Annotated in this window: 13 protein-coding genes and 2 pseudogenes; 11 read left to right on the top strand and 4 right to left on the bottom strand. The window is 60.4% G+C overall.

Annotated elements, in window-relative coordinates; genetic code table 11:
* Positions 1–98: 98 nt before the first annotated feature.
* A pseudogene (gene ilvA, locus AC0L7P_RS02930) lies at positions 99–1345 on the top strand (threonine ammonia-lyase IlvA).
* Positions 1346–1356: 11 nt separating this feature from the next.
* Here the strand turns inward: ilvA and AC0L7P_RS02925 are convergent.
* Positions 1357–1683, bottom strand: a complete 327-nt coding sequence (locus AC0L7P_RS02925) for an Hpt domain-containing protein (RefSeq protein WP_473434414.1) — start codon at positions 1681–1683, stop codon at positions 1357–1359.
* Between the two features lie 125 nt (positions 1684–1808).
* On the opposite strand from AC0L7P_RS02925, the gene AC0L7P_RS02920 reads away from it, so the two are divergent.
* Both AC0L7P_RS02920 and AC0L7P_RS02915 read left to right on the top strand, forming a co-directional pair.
* Positions 1809–3122, top strand: a complete 1314-nt coding sequence (locus AC0L7P_RS02920; RefSeq protein ID WP_473434413.1) for a PP2C family protein-serine/threonine phosphatase — start codon at positions 1809–1811, stop codon at positions 3120–3122.
* A gap of 159 nt (positions 3123–3281) precedes the next feature.
* Positions 3282–4151 carry a polyprenyl synthetase family protein gene (locus tag AC0L7P_RS02915; protein ID WP_473434412.1) on the top strand — a complete coding sequence of 290 codons (870 nt, stop codon included), beginning with the start codon at positions 3282–3284 and terminating at the stop codon, positions 4149–4151.
* 10 nt (positions 4152–4161) lie between these two features.
* Here the strand turns inward: AC0L7P_RS02915 and AC0L7P_RS02910 are convergent, their stop codons facing one another.
* Together AC0L7P_RS02910 and idi are read right to left on the bottom strand one after the other, a co-directional pair.
* Positions 4162–4731 (bottom strand): L,D-transpeptidase, encoded by a 570-nt coding sequence (locus AC0L7P_RS02910; protein ID WP_473434411.1) that lies wholly within the window; start codon positions 4729–4731, stop codon positions 4162–4164.
* 132 nt (positions 4732–4863) lie between these two features.
* Positions 4864–5397 carry an isopentenyl-diphosphate Delta-isomerase gene (gene idi / locus AC0L7P_RS02905; protein ID WP_473434410.1) on the bottom strand — a complete coding sequence of 178 codons (534 nt, stop codon included), beginning with the start codon at positions 5395–5397 and terminating at the stop codon, positions 4864–4866.
* Between the two features lie 308 nt (positions 5398–5705).
* Between idi and hemA the strand changes: the two genes are divergently transcribed.
* Both hemA and AC0L7P_RS02895 read left to right on the top strand, forming a co-directional pair.
* Positions 5706–6920, top strand: coding sequence for a 5-aminolevulinate synthase (gene hemA / locus AC0L7P_RS02900; RefSeq protein WP_473434409.1), 1215 nt, complete (start codon positions 5706–5708; stop codon positions 6918–6920).
* Between the two features lie 72 nt (positions 6921–6992).
* Positions 6993–7433: a c-type cytochrome gene (locus AC0L7P_RS02895; RefSeq protein WP_473434408.1), complete on the top strand. Its 441-nt coding sequence runs from the start codon at positions 6993–6995 to the stop codon at positions 7431–7433.
* Positions 7434–7507: 74 nt separating this feature from the next.
* On the opposite strand, the gene AC0L7P_RS02890 is transcribed toward AC0L7P_RS02895, so the two are convergent.
* Positions 7508–7945 carry an NUDIX domain-containing protein gene (locus tag AC0L7P_RS02890; protein ID WP_473434407.1) on the bottom strand — a complete coding sequence of 146 codons (438 nt, stop codon included), beginning with the start codon at positions 7943–7945 and terminating at the stop codon, positions 7508–7510.
* 81 nt (positions 7946–8026) lie between these two features.
* On the opposite strand from AC0L7P_RS02890, the gene hslO reads away from it, so the two are divergent.
* The 6 genes and pseudogenes from hslO to AC0L7P_RS02860 all read left to right on the top strand — a co-directional run bounded on the left by hslO (position 8027) and on the right by AC0L7P_RS02860 (position 15774).
* Positions 8027–9025, top strand: a complete 999-nt coding sequence (hslO, locus tag AC0L7P_RS02885; RefSeq protein WP_473434406.1) for an Hsp33 family molecular chaperone HslO — start codon at positions 8027–8029, stop codon at positions 9023–9025.
* Positions 9009–9602, top strand: coding sequence for a CoA pyrophosphatase (locus AC0L7P_RS02880; RefSeq protein WP_473434405.1), 594 nt, complete (start codon positions 9009–9011; stop codon positions 9600–9602). Before hslO ends, AC0L7P_RS02880 begins: the two co-directional genes overlap by 17 nt.
* Positions 9599–10735 carry a CCA tRNA nucleotidyltransferase gene (locus AC0L7P_RS02875; protein ID WP_473434404.1) on the top strand — a complete coding sequence of 379 codons (1137 nt, stop codon included), beginning with the start codon at positions 9599–9601 and terminating at the stop codon, positions 10733–10735. Before AC0L7P_RS02880 ends, AC0L7P_RS02875 begins: the two co-directional genes overlap by 4 nt.
* A 65-nt stretch (positions 10736–10800) precedes the next feature.
* Entirely contained in the window at positions 10801–12642 is a 1842-nt protein-coding gene (locus AC0L7P_RS02870) for an ABC transporter ATP-binding protein (protein WP_473434403.1), read from the top strand.
* A pseudogene (locus AC0L7P_RS02865) lies at positions 12642–14482 on the top strand (ABC transporter ATP-binding protein). The gene AC0L7P_RS02870 and the pseudogene AC0L7P_RS02865 overlap by 1 nt, the downstream one beginning before the upstream one ends.
* A gap of 62 nt (positions 14483–14544) precedes the next feature.
* A complete protein-coding gene (locus tag AC0L7P_RS02860; RefSeq protein ID WP_473434402.1) occupies positions 14545–15774 on the top strand; it encodes a class I SAM-dependent RNA methyltransferase in 1230 nt (409 codons plus the stop codon).
* The last annotated feature ends 13 nt before the right edge of the window (positions 15775–15787 follow it).

Genomic DNA, 15787 nt, shown 5'->3' with positions numbered 1-15787 from the left:
CTCCTGCAAAGGGCAAACCGTTGCGGCGATACCTTCAAAACCGGAAAAGGGCAAGGTCGTGCCTTGCGCGGACTGTGGGAATCGGGCCAGATCGCGCCATGAATGATTTTGCCGATACCGCCCTTGCGACCACCGCCAGAATGCGCGCGCTGTTTCCGGCAACGCCGCTTCAGCGCAATGATTTCCTGTCCAGCCGCTTTGGTGCCGATATCTGGTTGAAACGCGAAGATCTCTCGCCGGTTCGATCCTATAAGATACGCGGGGCGTTTAACGCCATGCGCAAGGTGCGCGCCGAACACCCGGATCAGGGGCTGTTCATCTGCGCCAGTGCGGGCAATCATGCCCAGGGCGTTGCCTATGTCTGTCGCCATTTCGGGGTGCGCGGGGTGATTTTCATGCCGGTGACGACACCGCAGCAAAAGATCAATAAAACCCGCACCTTTGGCGGCGACAACGTGGAAATTCGCCTGGTTGGTGATTATTTTGACGACACACTTGCCGCCGCACAGGATTATTGCGTGCAGGCGGGTGGGCATTTCTTGTCGCCGTTCGACGATGCTCATGTGATTGAAGGACAATCCAGCGTCGCCGTCGAAATGCTGGCTGAGCTTGATTCGCCGCCTGATTTCGTGATTCTGCCGGTCGGCGGCGGTGGCCTGTCGGCGGGAATCAAAAGCTATCTTGATGTGATGGCACCGGATACCCGCCTGATTTATGTCGAGCCGCTGGGCGGCGCCAGCCTGACGGCGGCCCTTGCAGCGGGTGAGCCGGTGACGATCAAGGGTGTGGACAGCTTTGTTGATGGTGCGGCGGTCGCGCGGATCGGGCAGCGCACCTTTGCGGTTTTGAAAAATGCGCCGCCGGTTGATGTCTTGCTTGCGCCAGAAGATCGGATTTGCCTGACAATCCTTGAAATGTTGAACGTTGAGGGGATCGTCCTGGAACCGGCCGGCGCGCTTTCGATCAATGTTCTGGGTGATCTGGCCGATCAGATCCGGGGCAAACGAGTGGTCTGTGTCACCTCGGGGGGAATTTTGATTTCGAACGCCTGCCCGAGGTCAAGGAACGGGCGCAGCGGTATTCCGGGGTCAAGAAATATTACATCCTGCGGATGCCTCAACGCCCCGGTGCCCTGCGTGATTTTCTTGCTATGCTTGGCCCCGACGATGACATCGCCCGGTTTGAGTATTTGAAGAAATCGGCCCGCAACTATGGGTCGGTTCTGATCGGGATTGAAACCTCTCTGGCCGCGAATTTTGCCGTCCTGACTGCGAAACTGGATGCGGCTGAATTCATTTATCGCGACATCACCAACGACACCACATTGGCCGAGTTCCTGATCTGACGCGGCCATCCTCATACGGTGTCTTTCAACCCTGTCAGAAACACTTGTCGCGAATTTTTATAGACGGCGGTTACCCGCGCGACGGTGGCGGCGCTTGAACGCCCCTCCCGCGCTGCATTCTCACCCTCCTGGCAGACGCTTGCAAAGCCGTGGAAACCAAGATTAAGAGCACTTCCTTTCAGAAAATGCAGGTCGGCGCCCAGTTCATCCGGTGGCGCGTCGGGGGTCAGCCGATTGATCACCTCGTCCACCTCTTCCAGAAAGAGACTGACGATTTCGCCAAAGTCGGATTCGCCGATTTCGTCCTTTAGCTGAGCCACCCGTTTCCATGCAATCATCCGGTCTGCCTCCTCTTTCCGTCGCAGTAATACCGCGCAGGAGTTAACGTTTCGTGATCACTTGCAGTGGGGTGCCAAGCGGTGCCGTTTCACGGATTCTTAATTCAAGCACGGCAAAAGGTCATATGGATTTCGACAACCCACATTTCGATGATGATTCTGCGGGTCACGATGCGGCCCTGCGGGCGCAGTCCGCCAGCGATGCGATCGAGCGGGTTCTTGTTGTCGATGACAGCCGCCTGCAACGTAAAATACTTACCGCTTCGCTGGAAAAGTGGGGTTTTGAGGTGCATCAGGCCGAATCGGGGCAAGAGGCGCTGGATCTCTGCGCGACACTTGATGTCGATCTGATCATCAGTGATTGGATGATGCCGGGCCTGACGGGGCTGGAATTTTGCCGGGCTTTTCGAAAACTTGGTCGGCGGCGGTATGTTTATTTCATCCTGCTCACGTCGAAATCAGAAAAAAACGAGGTGGCGAAAGGGCTTGAAAGCGGCGCCGACGATTTCATGACCAAACCGGTCAGCGCCGAAGAATTGCGGGCACGAATAACCGCCGCATCGCGAATCATGACCAATGAGAGAGAGCTTTCCGAGAAAAACAGACTGATTTCAGCAGCATATGCCGAAATTAAGGCGCTTTATGCCGCTGTTGACCGTGATTTGAACGAAGCCCGCAAATTGCAGCATTCGCTGTTGCGGGACAGATCGGTTGATTTCGGAAGCGCACAGGCTTCTTTGGTGCTGCGGTCTTGCGGTCATGTGGGCGGCGATCTTGTCGGGCATTTTCGCGTCAACGACACCCGGGTGGGGCTTTTCTCGCTCGATGTGTCGGGCCACGGAATTGCGTCGGCGTTGCTGACGGCGCGGTTGGCGGGGTATCTGTCTGGGAGTTCGCCGGATCAGAACATGGCGCTGATCAACATCGGCCCGGGCAATTACGTCGCCCGCGATCTGCGCGATGTGGCCGAACGGTTGAATCGCATGATGCTTGATGATGTCGATACTGAGCATTATTTTACCATGCTGCTTGCCTATGTCGATCTGACGACGGGCGAGGTTGATATCCTTCAGGCGGGGCATCCGCACCCTCTTTTGCAGCGGCGCGATGGCACGATCGAGATTGTCGGTGATGGCGGAATGCCCATTGGCCTTTTGGCGGCGCCGGAATTCGGGATTTGCAAGGTTCACCTGTCGCAGGGTGATCGGCTGTTGCTGGCGTCCGATGGTATTACGGAATGTGCGGATGAGGCGGGCAATCTTCTGGGGGAAGAGGGGCTAATCGACATCATGCAGGCGAGCGTAAACATAACCGGTGAATCGTTCTTTCAAGCGCTCTTGTGGGATCTGGCCTCATTCGCCACCAAGGAGGACATGGATGACGATGTTTCCGGGGTTCTTCTTGAGTTTCATGGAAATTCTGCCGTCCCCTCGTTGTAATCCCATCTTTCCGACCGCCGGCGCAAAGCCGCCGTTGACCGGGTAAATGGCACATGGCCAACGACATTCGCTGCACAAGCTGTCATGACCATGGCCGAGCCATCCTGCGGCTTGTTTGAATTTACCAGTGCGCGATTTTGCGACGTGTCGGAGACCGCCATGCCATTAACCACCCGGATTGAATCCGCGATTTCTGCGGCCATCCGCGCTGGGCAGACGGGGTCGGCGCCGCCCCGATTGGCTGCGGCGTTGAATTATGCGGTAACGCCGGGCGGCGCACGGATCCGCCCCACGATTTGCCTGAGCGTCGCGATGGCCTGTGGCGACGATCAACCGGGGCTGAGCGATGGCGCTGCTGTCGCGCTGGAACTGATCCATTGCGCCAGTCTGGTTCATGATGATCTGCCGTGTTTTGACAATGCCGACACGCGGCGAGGCAGGCCATCGGTGCATCGGGCCTTTTCACAGCCGCTTGCCGTACTTGCAGGTGACAGCCTGATTGTGATGGCGTTTGAGGTTCTGGCCCGCGCCAAGGGTGATCCGGCCCGTGCCCTGGCCCTTATGCGTATTCTTGGCGGCCACACCGGAATGCCTGGCGGGATTTGTGCCGGGCAGGGGTGGGAAAGCGAGGATCATATTGATCTGTGCGCATATCACCGCGCGAAAACCGGCGCATTGTTTATCGCGGCAACCCAGATGGGCGCCGTTTCATCGGGGCAAGACCCGGAACCCTGGGCAGAACTGGGGGCCCGGATCGGCGAGGCGTTTCAGGTGGCCGACGATCTGCGCGACGCTCTGGAAGATGCCGAGACTGTGGGCAAACCCGTGGGCCAGGACCATCGCAACGGGCGCCCGAATGCGGTTCATGCGCTTGGCGTACAGGGCGCGATGGGCCGGTTTCGCGATAGTCTGGGCGGCGCGATCGCCAGCATACCGGCCTGCCCGGGCGAGGCGCTGCTTGCGGATATGGTGCGCCATTATGCCGAGTTGCTTGCGCCGGTGGGGCCGGTGGTGCCAACGCGCAAATAACGATCCGGGATCAGGCGGGCCAGACTTTGACGTGGGCGCCGACCTCGACCTGGTCATAAAGCTGGATGATATGTTCATTTTTCAACCGGATACAGCCTGACGATACGGCCGTCCCGATGGTCCAGGGCTGGGGCGTGCCGTGAATGCGGTACATTGTGTCGCGGTTTCCGCGATAAAGGTACAGCGCCCGCGCCCCAAGCGGATTGTCGGGGCCACCGGGAACGCCACCGGCATATTGGCCGTAAATTTCGGGTTCGCGGCGAATCATGTTTTTGGTCGGGGTCCAGCTGGGCCACTCGGCCTTGCGCCCCACCCGAGCCGTGCCGCGAAAATTGCGCCCGGCGTCGCCCACCGCCACGTGATATTCGGTCGCCACTCCGGGGGCGGTCACGTGATACAGCACGAAATAGCTTGGAAAGACGTGAATACTGCCGACAGGCACATCATCACGGATGTTTTTCACCACGGGGTCAAAGCTTTCGGGTGTGGTGTGGGGCGGGCCAACGTGGGCCTGCGCCGCAAGAGGGGCCAGCCCAAGAACCGACCCGGCGGTCTGGATAAAATGGCGACGAGTAAGCATGGGGCCTCCGGCAGTCTGGCAGATTTCGGTGTCAATTTGCACCGGCGGGATGCGAAGTAAACGCGCCGCACCTCTGATTTTTGCCATATGCGACCAATGGGTCACGTTCACATACGCGTTAACGCCGTGATATCACGCGATGTTTACATCCGGGAAAATGCTGTTTCGGTGCTGGTCCAGATAAATGCGCAGCCACGGGGTGAACGCATTCGGGGTGCTGGCAACATCGGCAAGCAGGGCGTCAAGCGCGACCCAGCGCACCTGTGACACCTCTTTCGGGTTGAGACGCAGCACCATATCCGGCGGGGCGGTTGCGACGAAAATATCCACGACTTCATGTTCTGTCAGCCCGGCCCCCACATCCGCGCGATATTCAATCCTGTCACGATGGTGCAGGGTAAGGCCGGTGATGCCCAATTCCTCATGCAACCGCCGCCGGGCGCAGGCGGCGGGGTCTTCCTGCCAATCGGGGTGGGTGCAACAGGTGTTGGCCCACAGGCCCGGGGTGTGATATTTTTCTGCCGCGCGCCGTTGCAAAAGTATATGTCCCCGGTGGTCAAGCACGAAGACTGACACCGCCATGTGACGCAGGCCACGGATATGCACATCCAGTTTTTCAACCGGAGTCAATGTGCCGTCGATCCAGGCGGGAATCATAAGAGTCATTGATGTGTTTCCCCAGCAGGTCAGACCGGATCAGGCGGGTATTTCGGCCCGATGCCGCGCGGGTATTGGCCGGGATTGATGCCGAAGGTCAAGCATTCCGCGACGTGTCTGCGGATCCCGCTGAAAATGGATGTTTCCGGTCCGTATTTGGCGATATGGTCAGGTGTCAACGCCGCGACCACGCAAGTGTTCCAAAATGGCGCGCGAGGCGGTACGTTTGGCCGCATTGACCGCGTGGCTATTTTTGGCCCATTGAGTCGCAAACGCCCGACCCGGACTGAAACGAAAACTGAGACGCGAGGACTTCGATGGATTTTGACAGGCTGTTCCAGGGCCAATTGGATGATCTGAAGGCCGAGGGAAATTACCGAATCTTCGCCGAGATGGAGCGAAAGTGCGGCCAGCACCCTCATGCGGTGAATCGTGGCGCTGACGGTGCGCGGGACGTCACCGTTTGGTGCTCGAACGATTATCTGGGCATGGGGCATCATCCCGACGTGGTCGAGTCGATGGTAAATGCGGCGCGCAGCTGCGGTACCGGCGCTGGCGGAACGCGCAACATCAGCGGCACAGCCACCCACCACGTCGCGCTGGAAGCGGAGCTTGCCGATTTGCACGGCAAGGACGATGCGTTGTTGTTCACAAGCGGTTATGTTTCGAACTGGGCCGCGCTGGGCACCCTGGGCAGCCGCATTCCCGGTGCCGTGATCCTGTCAGACGCGTTGAACCACGCCAGCATGATCGAAGGCATCCGACATTCCCGTGCGGACAAGGTGATCTGGAAACACAACGACCCCGAGGATCTGGACCGCAAGCTGGCGGCGATTCCGGCGGACAGGCCCAAGATCGTGGCGTTTGAATCGGTTTATTCCATGGATGGCGATATCGCGCCGATCGCCGAAATCTGTGATGTGGCCGACAAACACGGTGCCATGACCTATCTCGATGAGGTGCACGCCGTGGGTATGTATGGCCCGCGCGGTGGCGGTGTCTCCGAGGAACTGGGCCTGGCGCATCGGATCACCCTGATCGAAGGTACGCTGGGCAAGGCATTCGGTTGTTTTGGCGGTTACATCACCGGCAGTACGGCGCTGTGCGATTTCATTCGCAGCTTTTCGTCGGGATTCATCTTTACCACGGCTTTGCCTCCGGCGGTCGCCGCTGCGGCGCAAACCTCGATCCGGCATCTGAAAACCTCGGATGTTGAACGCAAACGTCAACGGGAACAGGTGGCAAAGCTGCGTGCGCGGCTTGACCAGATGGGCATTCCCCATCTCGACAATCCCAGCCATATCATTCCGGTGATGATCAAGGATCCGGTGAAATGCCGGATGATCAGCGACATCCTGATGAGCGATTTTGGCATTTACGTTCAGCCGATCAACTATCCCACCGTTCCAAAGGGAACCGAGCGTCTGCGGTTTACCCCGGGGCCGTTGCACAGCGATGCGGATATCGAACATCTGTGTGGCGCGTTGAATTTCCTCTGGCAGCAATGTGCCCTGTCGCGGCAGGTGGCTTAGGGGCGGCTCAAGGAAATTTTACCCTGTGTTGGGAATTTCCACGCTAAAAGACGACAATAAAAGGAGATTACGATGAACAAGTTTCTGGTTGCCTGCGCCACTGCGGGCCTTCTGGCCACTCCGGCCCTGGCCGAGATTGCAGCGTCGGGTGATGCCGCTGAGGGTGAAAAGGCCTTTAAGCAGTGCATCAGCTGTCATGTCGTCGTGAACGAGGCGGGCGAAACGCTTGCGGGACGCCGGGCAAAGACAGGCCCAAACCTGTATGGCGTGCCCAATAGCCCGGCTGGCGAAGTCGAAGGGTTTCGGTTCAGCAAATCCATGACAGAAGCCGGGGAAAAGGGTCTGATATTCGACGAAGAACATTTCGTCGCATATGTTCAGGATCCCACCGGTTTCCTGCGTGATTTTCTGGATGACAAAAAGGCACGGGCCAAAATGGCGTTCAAGGTTCGCAAGGAAGAAGATGCCGTGAACATCTTTGCCTATCTTGCGTCGCTGTCCCCTGCCGAGTGATTTTTTCCTGACAGGTTGTTTTGGGCCGCCGGATCGTTCTGGCGGCCTTTTTGATGCGCGTTTCCCCGGGCCGTTTAGCGCGCCAATCGCGCCAGAAAGGCGGCATCGCCCTCATTGGCAAGCTGTTCAACCGCCATGGGTTCATCAAGCCAGACAGCAGAATGGCCGGGTTCGCTTGGCGGGCCATGGGGGCGGATGGGGCGCGCCAGATAGATATGGCACAGTTTTTCCGCCCAAATCCCATAGTCCGGCATGAAGGTGAATTTGCGGAATGCGCCCAGCCGCCGGGGGGCCGCGATATGCCACCCGGTTTCCTCAAATACTTCGCGGTGCAGGGCGGCGATGGGCGATTCGCCCGGGTCAATCCCGCCGCCGGGCAGTTGAAACTCTGGTTCTGGCTCTGCCTGAAAGGTCAGCAGCACCGAACCCGCACGGGGCAGGATCGCATAGACCCCGGCGCGCCGGATATATCGCTGCCCCTTGATCGGCGCTTTGCCATACCGTCTGATCATGTCTGCCCCTCACCTGTTGGTCATTGCGCTATTCTGACTATATAGACGCGATATGCCAACGCGAGACGCGTAAGGAAACCCATGACCCTTGGATCGAAAATCGCCTGGGACGACACCGTCCTGCCATTTCAGCTTGACCGTTCCGATATTCGCGGACGGGTGGCGCGCCTTGATGGCGTGCTTGACCATGTGCTGGAGCAACACAATTATCCCCCCCAGATCGAGGCGCTGGTGGCCGAAATGGCACTGCTGACCGCATTGATCGGGCAGACCATCAAACTGCGCTGGAAACTGTCATTGCAGGTGCGCGGTGATGGCCCCGCGCGGCTGATCGCCACCGATTATTATGCCCCCGGTGCCGATGGCAGCCCGGCGCGCATCCGCGCCTGGGCCAGTTATGACGCGGATCGGCTGGAGCCGGGAAAGGCGCCGTTTGATCTGATCGGCAAGGGGTATTTTGCGCTGCTGCTGGATCAGGGGCAGGGCAACACGCCCTATCAGGGGATTACCCCGATTGCCGGCGGGTCGCTTTCTGCCTGTGCGCAAACCTATTTTGCCCAGTCTGAACAGCTTCCGACGCGCTTCGCCCTTACCTTTGGGCGCAGTCAGATGCCGGGCGAGGATGAAAGCTGGCGTGCGGGTGGGGTGATGTTGCAACACATGCCAAAGGCGTCGCCTTCGGTCAGTGGCGATGCCACCGGAGAGGCCGGGTTGCTGAACCCGGACGATATTCTTGACGGTGACGAAGGCGAAAACTGGCTGCGCGCCAACACCCTGCTGGATACGGTCGACGAAATGGAACTGATCGGGCCTTCGGTGCAACCAACCGATCTTCTGGTGCGGCTGTTTCACGAGGAACAGCCCCGGGTGTTCGACCCGCAGCCGATAAAGTTTGGCTGCGGCTGCTCGGCTGACAAGGTGCGTCAAAGCCTGTCGATCTATTCGGCGCGCGACATTGCAACAATGACAACTGACGAAGGCACAGTCACCGCCGATTGCCAGTTTTGTGGCGCACATTATGAATTCGACCCCAAAACCCTGGGGTTCGAGGCCGAGGTGCCAGATGGCAACGACGCGTGACCGGCTTTTGGCGGCGCTGGATCAACCCGGCGCCGCCTCTTCCGATTTCGATCTGAACCCCGATACGATTTTGCCGCCGGGGCGCAAACTGCGCGGTGCCGCCGTGATGGTGCCGGTGATTGACACCGCGACCGGGCCGCAGGTGATTTTGACGAAACGCTCGTCCGCGCTGAAACACCACCCCGGTCAGATCGCCTTTCCGGGGGGCAAGATTGACGCAGGCGATGAAAATGCCACCGCCGCCGCCCTGCGCGAGGCACACGAGGAAATCGGGTTGGACCCGGCGAATGTTGAACCGCTGGGCATTCTGCCGCCCCATGAAACGGTGACGGGGTTCACCGTGACGCCGATCCTGGCCATGATCCGGGCCGAATTCACCACCCGTGCCGAACCCGGTGAAGTGGCCGAGGTGTTTCGCGTGCCGCTGGCCCATGTTACCGATCCTGCGCAGTTCACCGTGCAATCACGCCATTGGCGCGGAATGCCGCGGTTTTATTACACGGTGCCGTTCGGCCCTTATTATATTTGGGGGGCCACGGCGCGCATTTTGCGGGCGCTGGCCGCGCGGATGCAATGACGGCGATCACCGGACACTGGCTGTGCCATCCCGGAACGCAACAGGTTTTGGCCCTGTTGAAAGATGGGGGTCACGGGGCGTTTCTGGTGGGGGGCTGTGTGCGCAACGATCTGATGGGCCTTTCGGTGGGTGATATCGACATTGCCACCGACGCCCTGCCGGGGCGGGTGACGGAATTGGCGAAACATGCGGGCCTGCGGGTTATTCCCACGGGGATCGACCATGGCACGGTCACGATCATCGCCAGTGATCTGCCCCATGAGGTGACGACATTTCGTGCCGATGTTGAAACCGACGGACGCCACGCCGTGGTGCGGTTTTCCACCGATGTGGCCGAGGATGCCCGGCGGCGCGATTTTACCATGAACGCGCTTTATGCCGATGCGGCGGGTGCGGTTTATGATCCGCTGAACGGCCTGCCTGACCTGACGGCGCGGCGGGTGCGGTTCATCGACGATCCGGCGGCGCGCATTGCCGAGGATCATTTGCGCATCTTGCGGTTTTTCCGGTTTTACGCGTGGTATGGCGACCCGGCCGAAGGGTTGGACGCCGAAGGTCTGGCCGCCTGTGCCGCCGGATCAGAGGGGCTGGGGCAGCTCTCGCGTGAACGGGTGACGGGCGAGTTGTTAAAGCTGCTCTCGGCCCCCGATCCGGCCCCGGCTGTGGCCGCCATGGCCCATTCTGGCATTCTTGGCGCGGTTCTGCCCGGTGCGGACGCGCGTGTGCTGCCGCTTTTGGTGCATCTGGAGATTGTGAACCCCGATCCCCTGCGCCGTCTGGCCTGTCTCGGGGGCGATACCGACGGGTTGCGCCTGTCGCGTCGGCAGGCGGACCGGTTGAAACATCTGCGGGCGGGCATGGGCGATATGACCGGGGTTGGCGCGTTGGCCTATCGTCAGGGCGCCGAGGTTGCCCGCGATATTGCGCTGCTGCGCGCGGCGCAGTTTGAAACGTCACTGCCCGAGGGCATCGAGGGCGAGATCGCTCGCGGCGCCGCTGCGCAGTTTCCAATCAAGGCGGTTGATCTGATGCCCGCGCTGACCGGGCCGGCGCTGGGCCAGCGTTTGAAACAGCTTGAAAATCGCTGGATCGCGTCGGATTTCACCCTGACACGACGGGAATTGCTGGGGTAACGCGCACCAGAATTGCCATTGGCACGGGCGCGCAATATATCCCCATGTCAGGAAGGCGAAATTCCATGTTCCGTTATTTTGAAAATCTGGTCGATCCTTATACCCCGTATGAGGAACAGAACACGCCGCCCACGCGGCTGTGGCCGTTTATCCGTGCCTATTCGGTGCCGTTCCGGCGGGTGTTTGTCATGGCCGGGGTCAGCTCGGTCATCGTCGCCGCCGTGGAAATCGCGCTGATCTGGTATATGGGGCGGGTGGTTGATGTGCTGTCCAGTGATGTGCCTGCCACTGTCTGGGCCAATTACGGGGCCGAATTCATTGCCGTTGCCCTGTTTATCCTGTTCATCCGCCCGGCGTTGCAGGCGGTGAACGTGGGGCTGTTGAACAACGCGATTCTGCCGAACTATGGCACGCTTTACCGTTGGCGTGCCCATCGCCATGTGTTGCGCCAATCGGTCGGGTGGTTTGAAAATGACTTTGCCGGGCGCATTGCCAACCGGATCATGCAAACGCCCCCGGCGGCGGGCGAGGTGGTGTTTCAGGCGTTTGATGCCGTCACCTTTGCGCTGGCCTATGTTGTCGGGGCGGCGGTCCTGCTTTCGGGATCTGACCCCCGGCTGGTGGTGCCGCTGTTGCTGTGGTTGGTGCTGTACGGTGCCTTGATGCGCTGGACCATTGCGCGCGTCGGTCCGGCATCGCAGGCGGCCTCGGATGCGCGCAGTCTGGTAACGGGGCGGGTGGTGGACAGTTACACCAACATCCATTCCGTCAAATTGTTTGCGCAGGATGACACCGAAATCGGCTATGCCCGCGCGGCCATTGAAAAGGCGCGCGCAACCTTCAATGCCGAAATGCGGATTTTCACCACCATGGATGTTTCCCTGGTGATATTGAATGGCCTGCTGATTGTCGGGGTTGTGGGTTGGGCCATGTATCTGTGGGTTGGCGGCACGGCGACGGTGGGTGTTGTGGCGGCGGCGACGGCGCTGGCGTTGCGGCTGAACGCGATGACCGGCTGGATCATGTGGGCGCTGACCACGATGTTCCGCAACCTTGGTGTCATGGCCGAAGGGTTACAGACCATCGCCCAGCCGATCACCCTGACCGACAGCGCCGCCGCAAAACCCCTGATGTTGGGCGAAGGGCAGATTGAGCTGCGCAACCTGACCCATCATTATGGGCGCGGGATTGGCGGGTTGCAGGATATTTCGCTGACCATCCGCCCCGGGGAAAAGATCGGTATTGTCGGGCGTTCGGGGGCCGGGAAATCAACCCTGGTCAAGCTGCTGTTGCGCTTTTACGATCCTGACGGCGGGCAAATCCTGATTGACGGGCAAGACATCACCAAGGTGCAGCAAGACAGCCTGCGCGCCGCCATTGGCATGGTGCAACAGGACAGTTCGCTGTTGCATCGTTCGGTGCGCGAAAACGTTCTGTATGGCAGCCGTGACGCCAGTGATGAACAGATGCTGGCCGCCACCCGCCGCGCCGAGGCCCATGATTTCATCCTCGATCTGCAAGACTCCGAAGGGCGGCAGGGGTATGACGCGCAGGTGGGCGAGCGTGGCGTGAAACTTTCGGGCGGGCAACGACAGCGCGTGGCGCTGGCCCGGGTGATCCTGAAAGATGCGCCGATCCTTGTGCTGGACGAAGCAACCAGCGCATTGGATTCCGAGGTAGAGGCCGCCATTCAGGATACCCTTTATGGCATGATGGAAGGCAAGACGGTGATCGCCATCGCCCACCGTCTGTCGACCATCGCGGCCATGGACCGGATCGTGGTGATTGATGACGGGCGCATTGCAGAAGGGGGAAATCACGATACATTGCTGGCCAAAGGCGGGCTTTATGCCCGGTTCTGGGCGCGTCAATCGGGCGGGTTCATCGACACGGAAGCAGCGGAATAATGATCTCTCCTCACAAACTCGCCGGGCTGATTGATGCTTTTCGCCCGGCGGCGGGCGCGCCGCCTCGCACCCTGTTGGCGTTCTTTCACTGGAACCTTGAGGGATCGTGGAAATGGCTGTGGGTCGCGGGCGGTTTTTCGGCAATGGCCGGCACAGCCGAGGTGATAACGGCGATCATGCTGGGCGCGGTGATCGACGCCGCGCTTGATACCGGGGCGGCCACGTTTTTTACCGACAAGTTCTGGATGCTGATCGGCGTTGCGGCGTTTTTTGTTGTGGTGCGGCCCATTCTGTTTGGCCTGTCTGCTGCCAGCAACGCAATCATCGTTGGCCCGAACGTGAATCCGCTGGTTCTGACCCGGCTGCACCGTTGGACAATGGGGCAGGCGGTGACGTTCTTTGATGATGATTTTGCCGGACGTATCGCCCAGAAACAGATGCAGACCAGCCGCGCGATCACCGATGTGGCGACCGAAGTGATCAACGTGGTGTTCTTTGCGCTGGCCTCGCTGGTGGGATCGGCGGTTTTGTTGACCACCATCAACCTTTGGGTGGCGTTGGCGCTGGCGGTCTGGGTCGCTGTTTATCTGTATATGATCCGCTGGTTCATGCCGCGCATCCGCACCCGGGCGATGGCCCGAGCGGCCAGTCGCGCGATGGTGACGGGGCAGGTGGTGGATACGATCACCAACATCAAGACGGTGAAATTGTTCGCCCATGCCGATCACGAAGACAAGGCCGCCATCGGTGCGATCCGCAGTTTTCGCGACCGGGTGATTGCCTTTGGCGTCATGGCCTCGACCTTTCGGTTTTCGCTGATGACGCTGGCGGGGGTTCTGCCGGTGCTTTTGGTGGGCGGCACGCTGTATCTTTGGGCGCAGGGCACGGCGACGCCGGGCGATATTGCGGCGGCGGGGGCGATTTCGATCCGCATCGCGCAGATGACCGGCTGGGTCAGTTTCACGCTGATGTCGGTCTATGCCAGCGTGGGCGAGGTCGAGGATGGAATGAACACCCTGACCCCGCCCCACACCCTGACCGACAGGCCGGATGCGCCCGAACTGAACGCAAATGGCGATATCCGGTTTGAGGATGTGAGTTTCGCTTATGGCCGTGAAAAGGGCGGGATCGACGGAATCGACCTGACCATCGGCAGGGGGAAAAGTTGGGTATTGTCGGCGCGTCGGGGGCCGGAAAATCCACGCTTGTTTCGTTGTTGCTGCGGCTTTACGACCCCGAGCAGGGGCGCATGACGATCAACGGTCAGTGTCTGGCGGATGTGACGCAGGAAAGCCTGCGCCGCAATATCGGCATGGTCACGCAGGAAACGGCGATGTTCAACCGCTCGGCCCGGGACAACATAACTTATGGCCGACCGGGCGCCAGTGACGACGCGATGATCAAGGCGGCCAAACGGGCCGAAGCCCATGATTTCATCCTCAATCTGGTCGATTTCAAGGGGCGCACCGGGTATGACGCGCACCTTGGCGAACGGGGCGTGAAACTGTCGGGCGGGCAACGCCAGCGGATCGCGCTGGCCCGGGCGATCCTGAAAGACGCCCCCATTCTGGTGCTGGACGAAGCGACAAGCGCGCTGGATTCCGAGGTCGAGGCCGATATTCAGCGCGCGCTGGACAATGTGATGGAGGGCAAGACCGTGCTGGCCATCGCCCACCGTCTGTCAACCATTGCGCGGATGGATCGCATTGTCGTGCTTGACGACGGGCGGATTGTCGAAGTGGGCACCCATGACGATCTGCTGGCCCATGGCGGCATTTATGCGCGGTTCTGGAACCGGCAGTCGGGCGGATTTATCGGGCTAAGCGACGCGGCCGAGTAAGGATAGCCCGCCTTTCGACGGCAGGGATTGCGAAGGAACAAGGCGCAGGATAACCGGGCGCCATGGAACACATCATTGAACGTCTGGGCCATCATGGCGATGGCATTGCCGAAGGGCCGGTGTTTGCACCGCGCACCCTGCCGGGTGAGCGGATCACGGGCGAGGTTGCGGGCGGGCGCATCGACGCGCTGCGCATTGTCACCCCTTCGCCTGACCGGGTAACGCCGCCCTGTCGCCATTATCGCGCCTGTGGCGGGTGTGCATTGCAACATGCCTCGGATGGTTTCGTGGCGGATTGGAAAGTCGGTGTCGTGCGCCATGCCCTGAGTGCGCAGGGGATTGAAACGGCGGTTGGCGGCCCCGAAACTTCGCCAGCCAATTCGCGGCGTCGCGCCACTTTGTCGGGGCGTCGCACCAAGAAGGGCGCGCTGATCGGGTTTCACGGGCGCGCGTCGGGTGTGATTACCGAAATCGACGGCTGTACCTTGCTGCACCCCGCCATTCTGGCCGCAATTCCCGCCTGTCAGGCGCTGGTGATCGCCGGGGCATCGCGCAAGGGCGAAATGGCGATCACGGTTACCCACGGTCTGGCCGGGCTGGATGTAACGGTGCGGGGCGGCAAACCTCTGGATGGTCCCATGCGGGTTGAATTGTCTGGTCTTGCCGGGCGGTTCGATCTGGCCCGGCTGGTGTGGGACGATGACGTGATCGTCGAAATTCGCCCGCCTGTTCAGGTGTTTGGCCCCGCCCGCGTCACCCCGCCCCCCGGCGCGTTTCTGCAAGCAACGATCGAGGGGCAAAACGCATTGACCGAGGCCGTTCTGCGGGCGGTGGGCGATGCGAAACGGGTGGCCGATCTGTTCGCGGGCTGTGGCACCTTTGCCCTGCCACTGGCAAAGCGGGCCGAGGTTCACGCGGTGGAAAGCGTGGCCGATATGCTCGCGGCAATGGATCGCGGCTGGCGCCATGGCGCGGGGCTGAAACAGCTTACCCACGCCACACGCGATCTGTTCCGCCGCCCGCTGTTGCCGGATGAGCTGTCGAAGTTCGATGCCGTGGTGATTGATCCGCCGCGTGCGGGCGCCGAGGCGCAGATGATCGAGATTGCCAGCGCCGGGGTGCCCATTGTCGCGGCGGTGTCGTGCAATCCGGTCACTTTCGCGCGCGATGCCAAGATATTAACCCAAGCGGGATACATGTTGGATTGGGTGCAGGTGGTTGATCAATTCCGCTGGTCGCCCCATGTGGAACTTGCCGCGCGCTTTACCCGTGGCCACATGCCGGGCGACTGAGACAAGGGGATAT

It is taken from the genome of Oceaniglobus sp. K40-3 (genome assembly GCF_055808395.1).
This window is presented reverse-complemented; position numbering and strand designations above follow the sequence as displayed.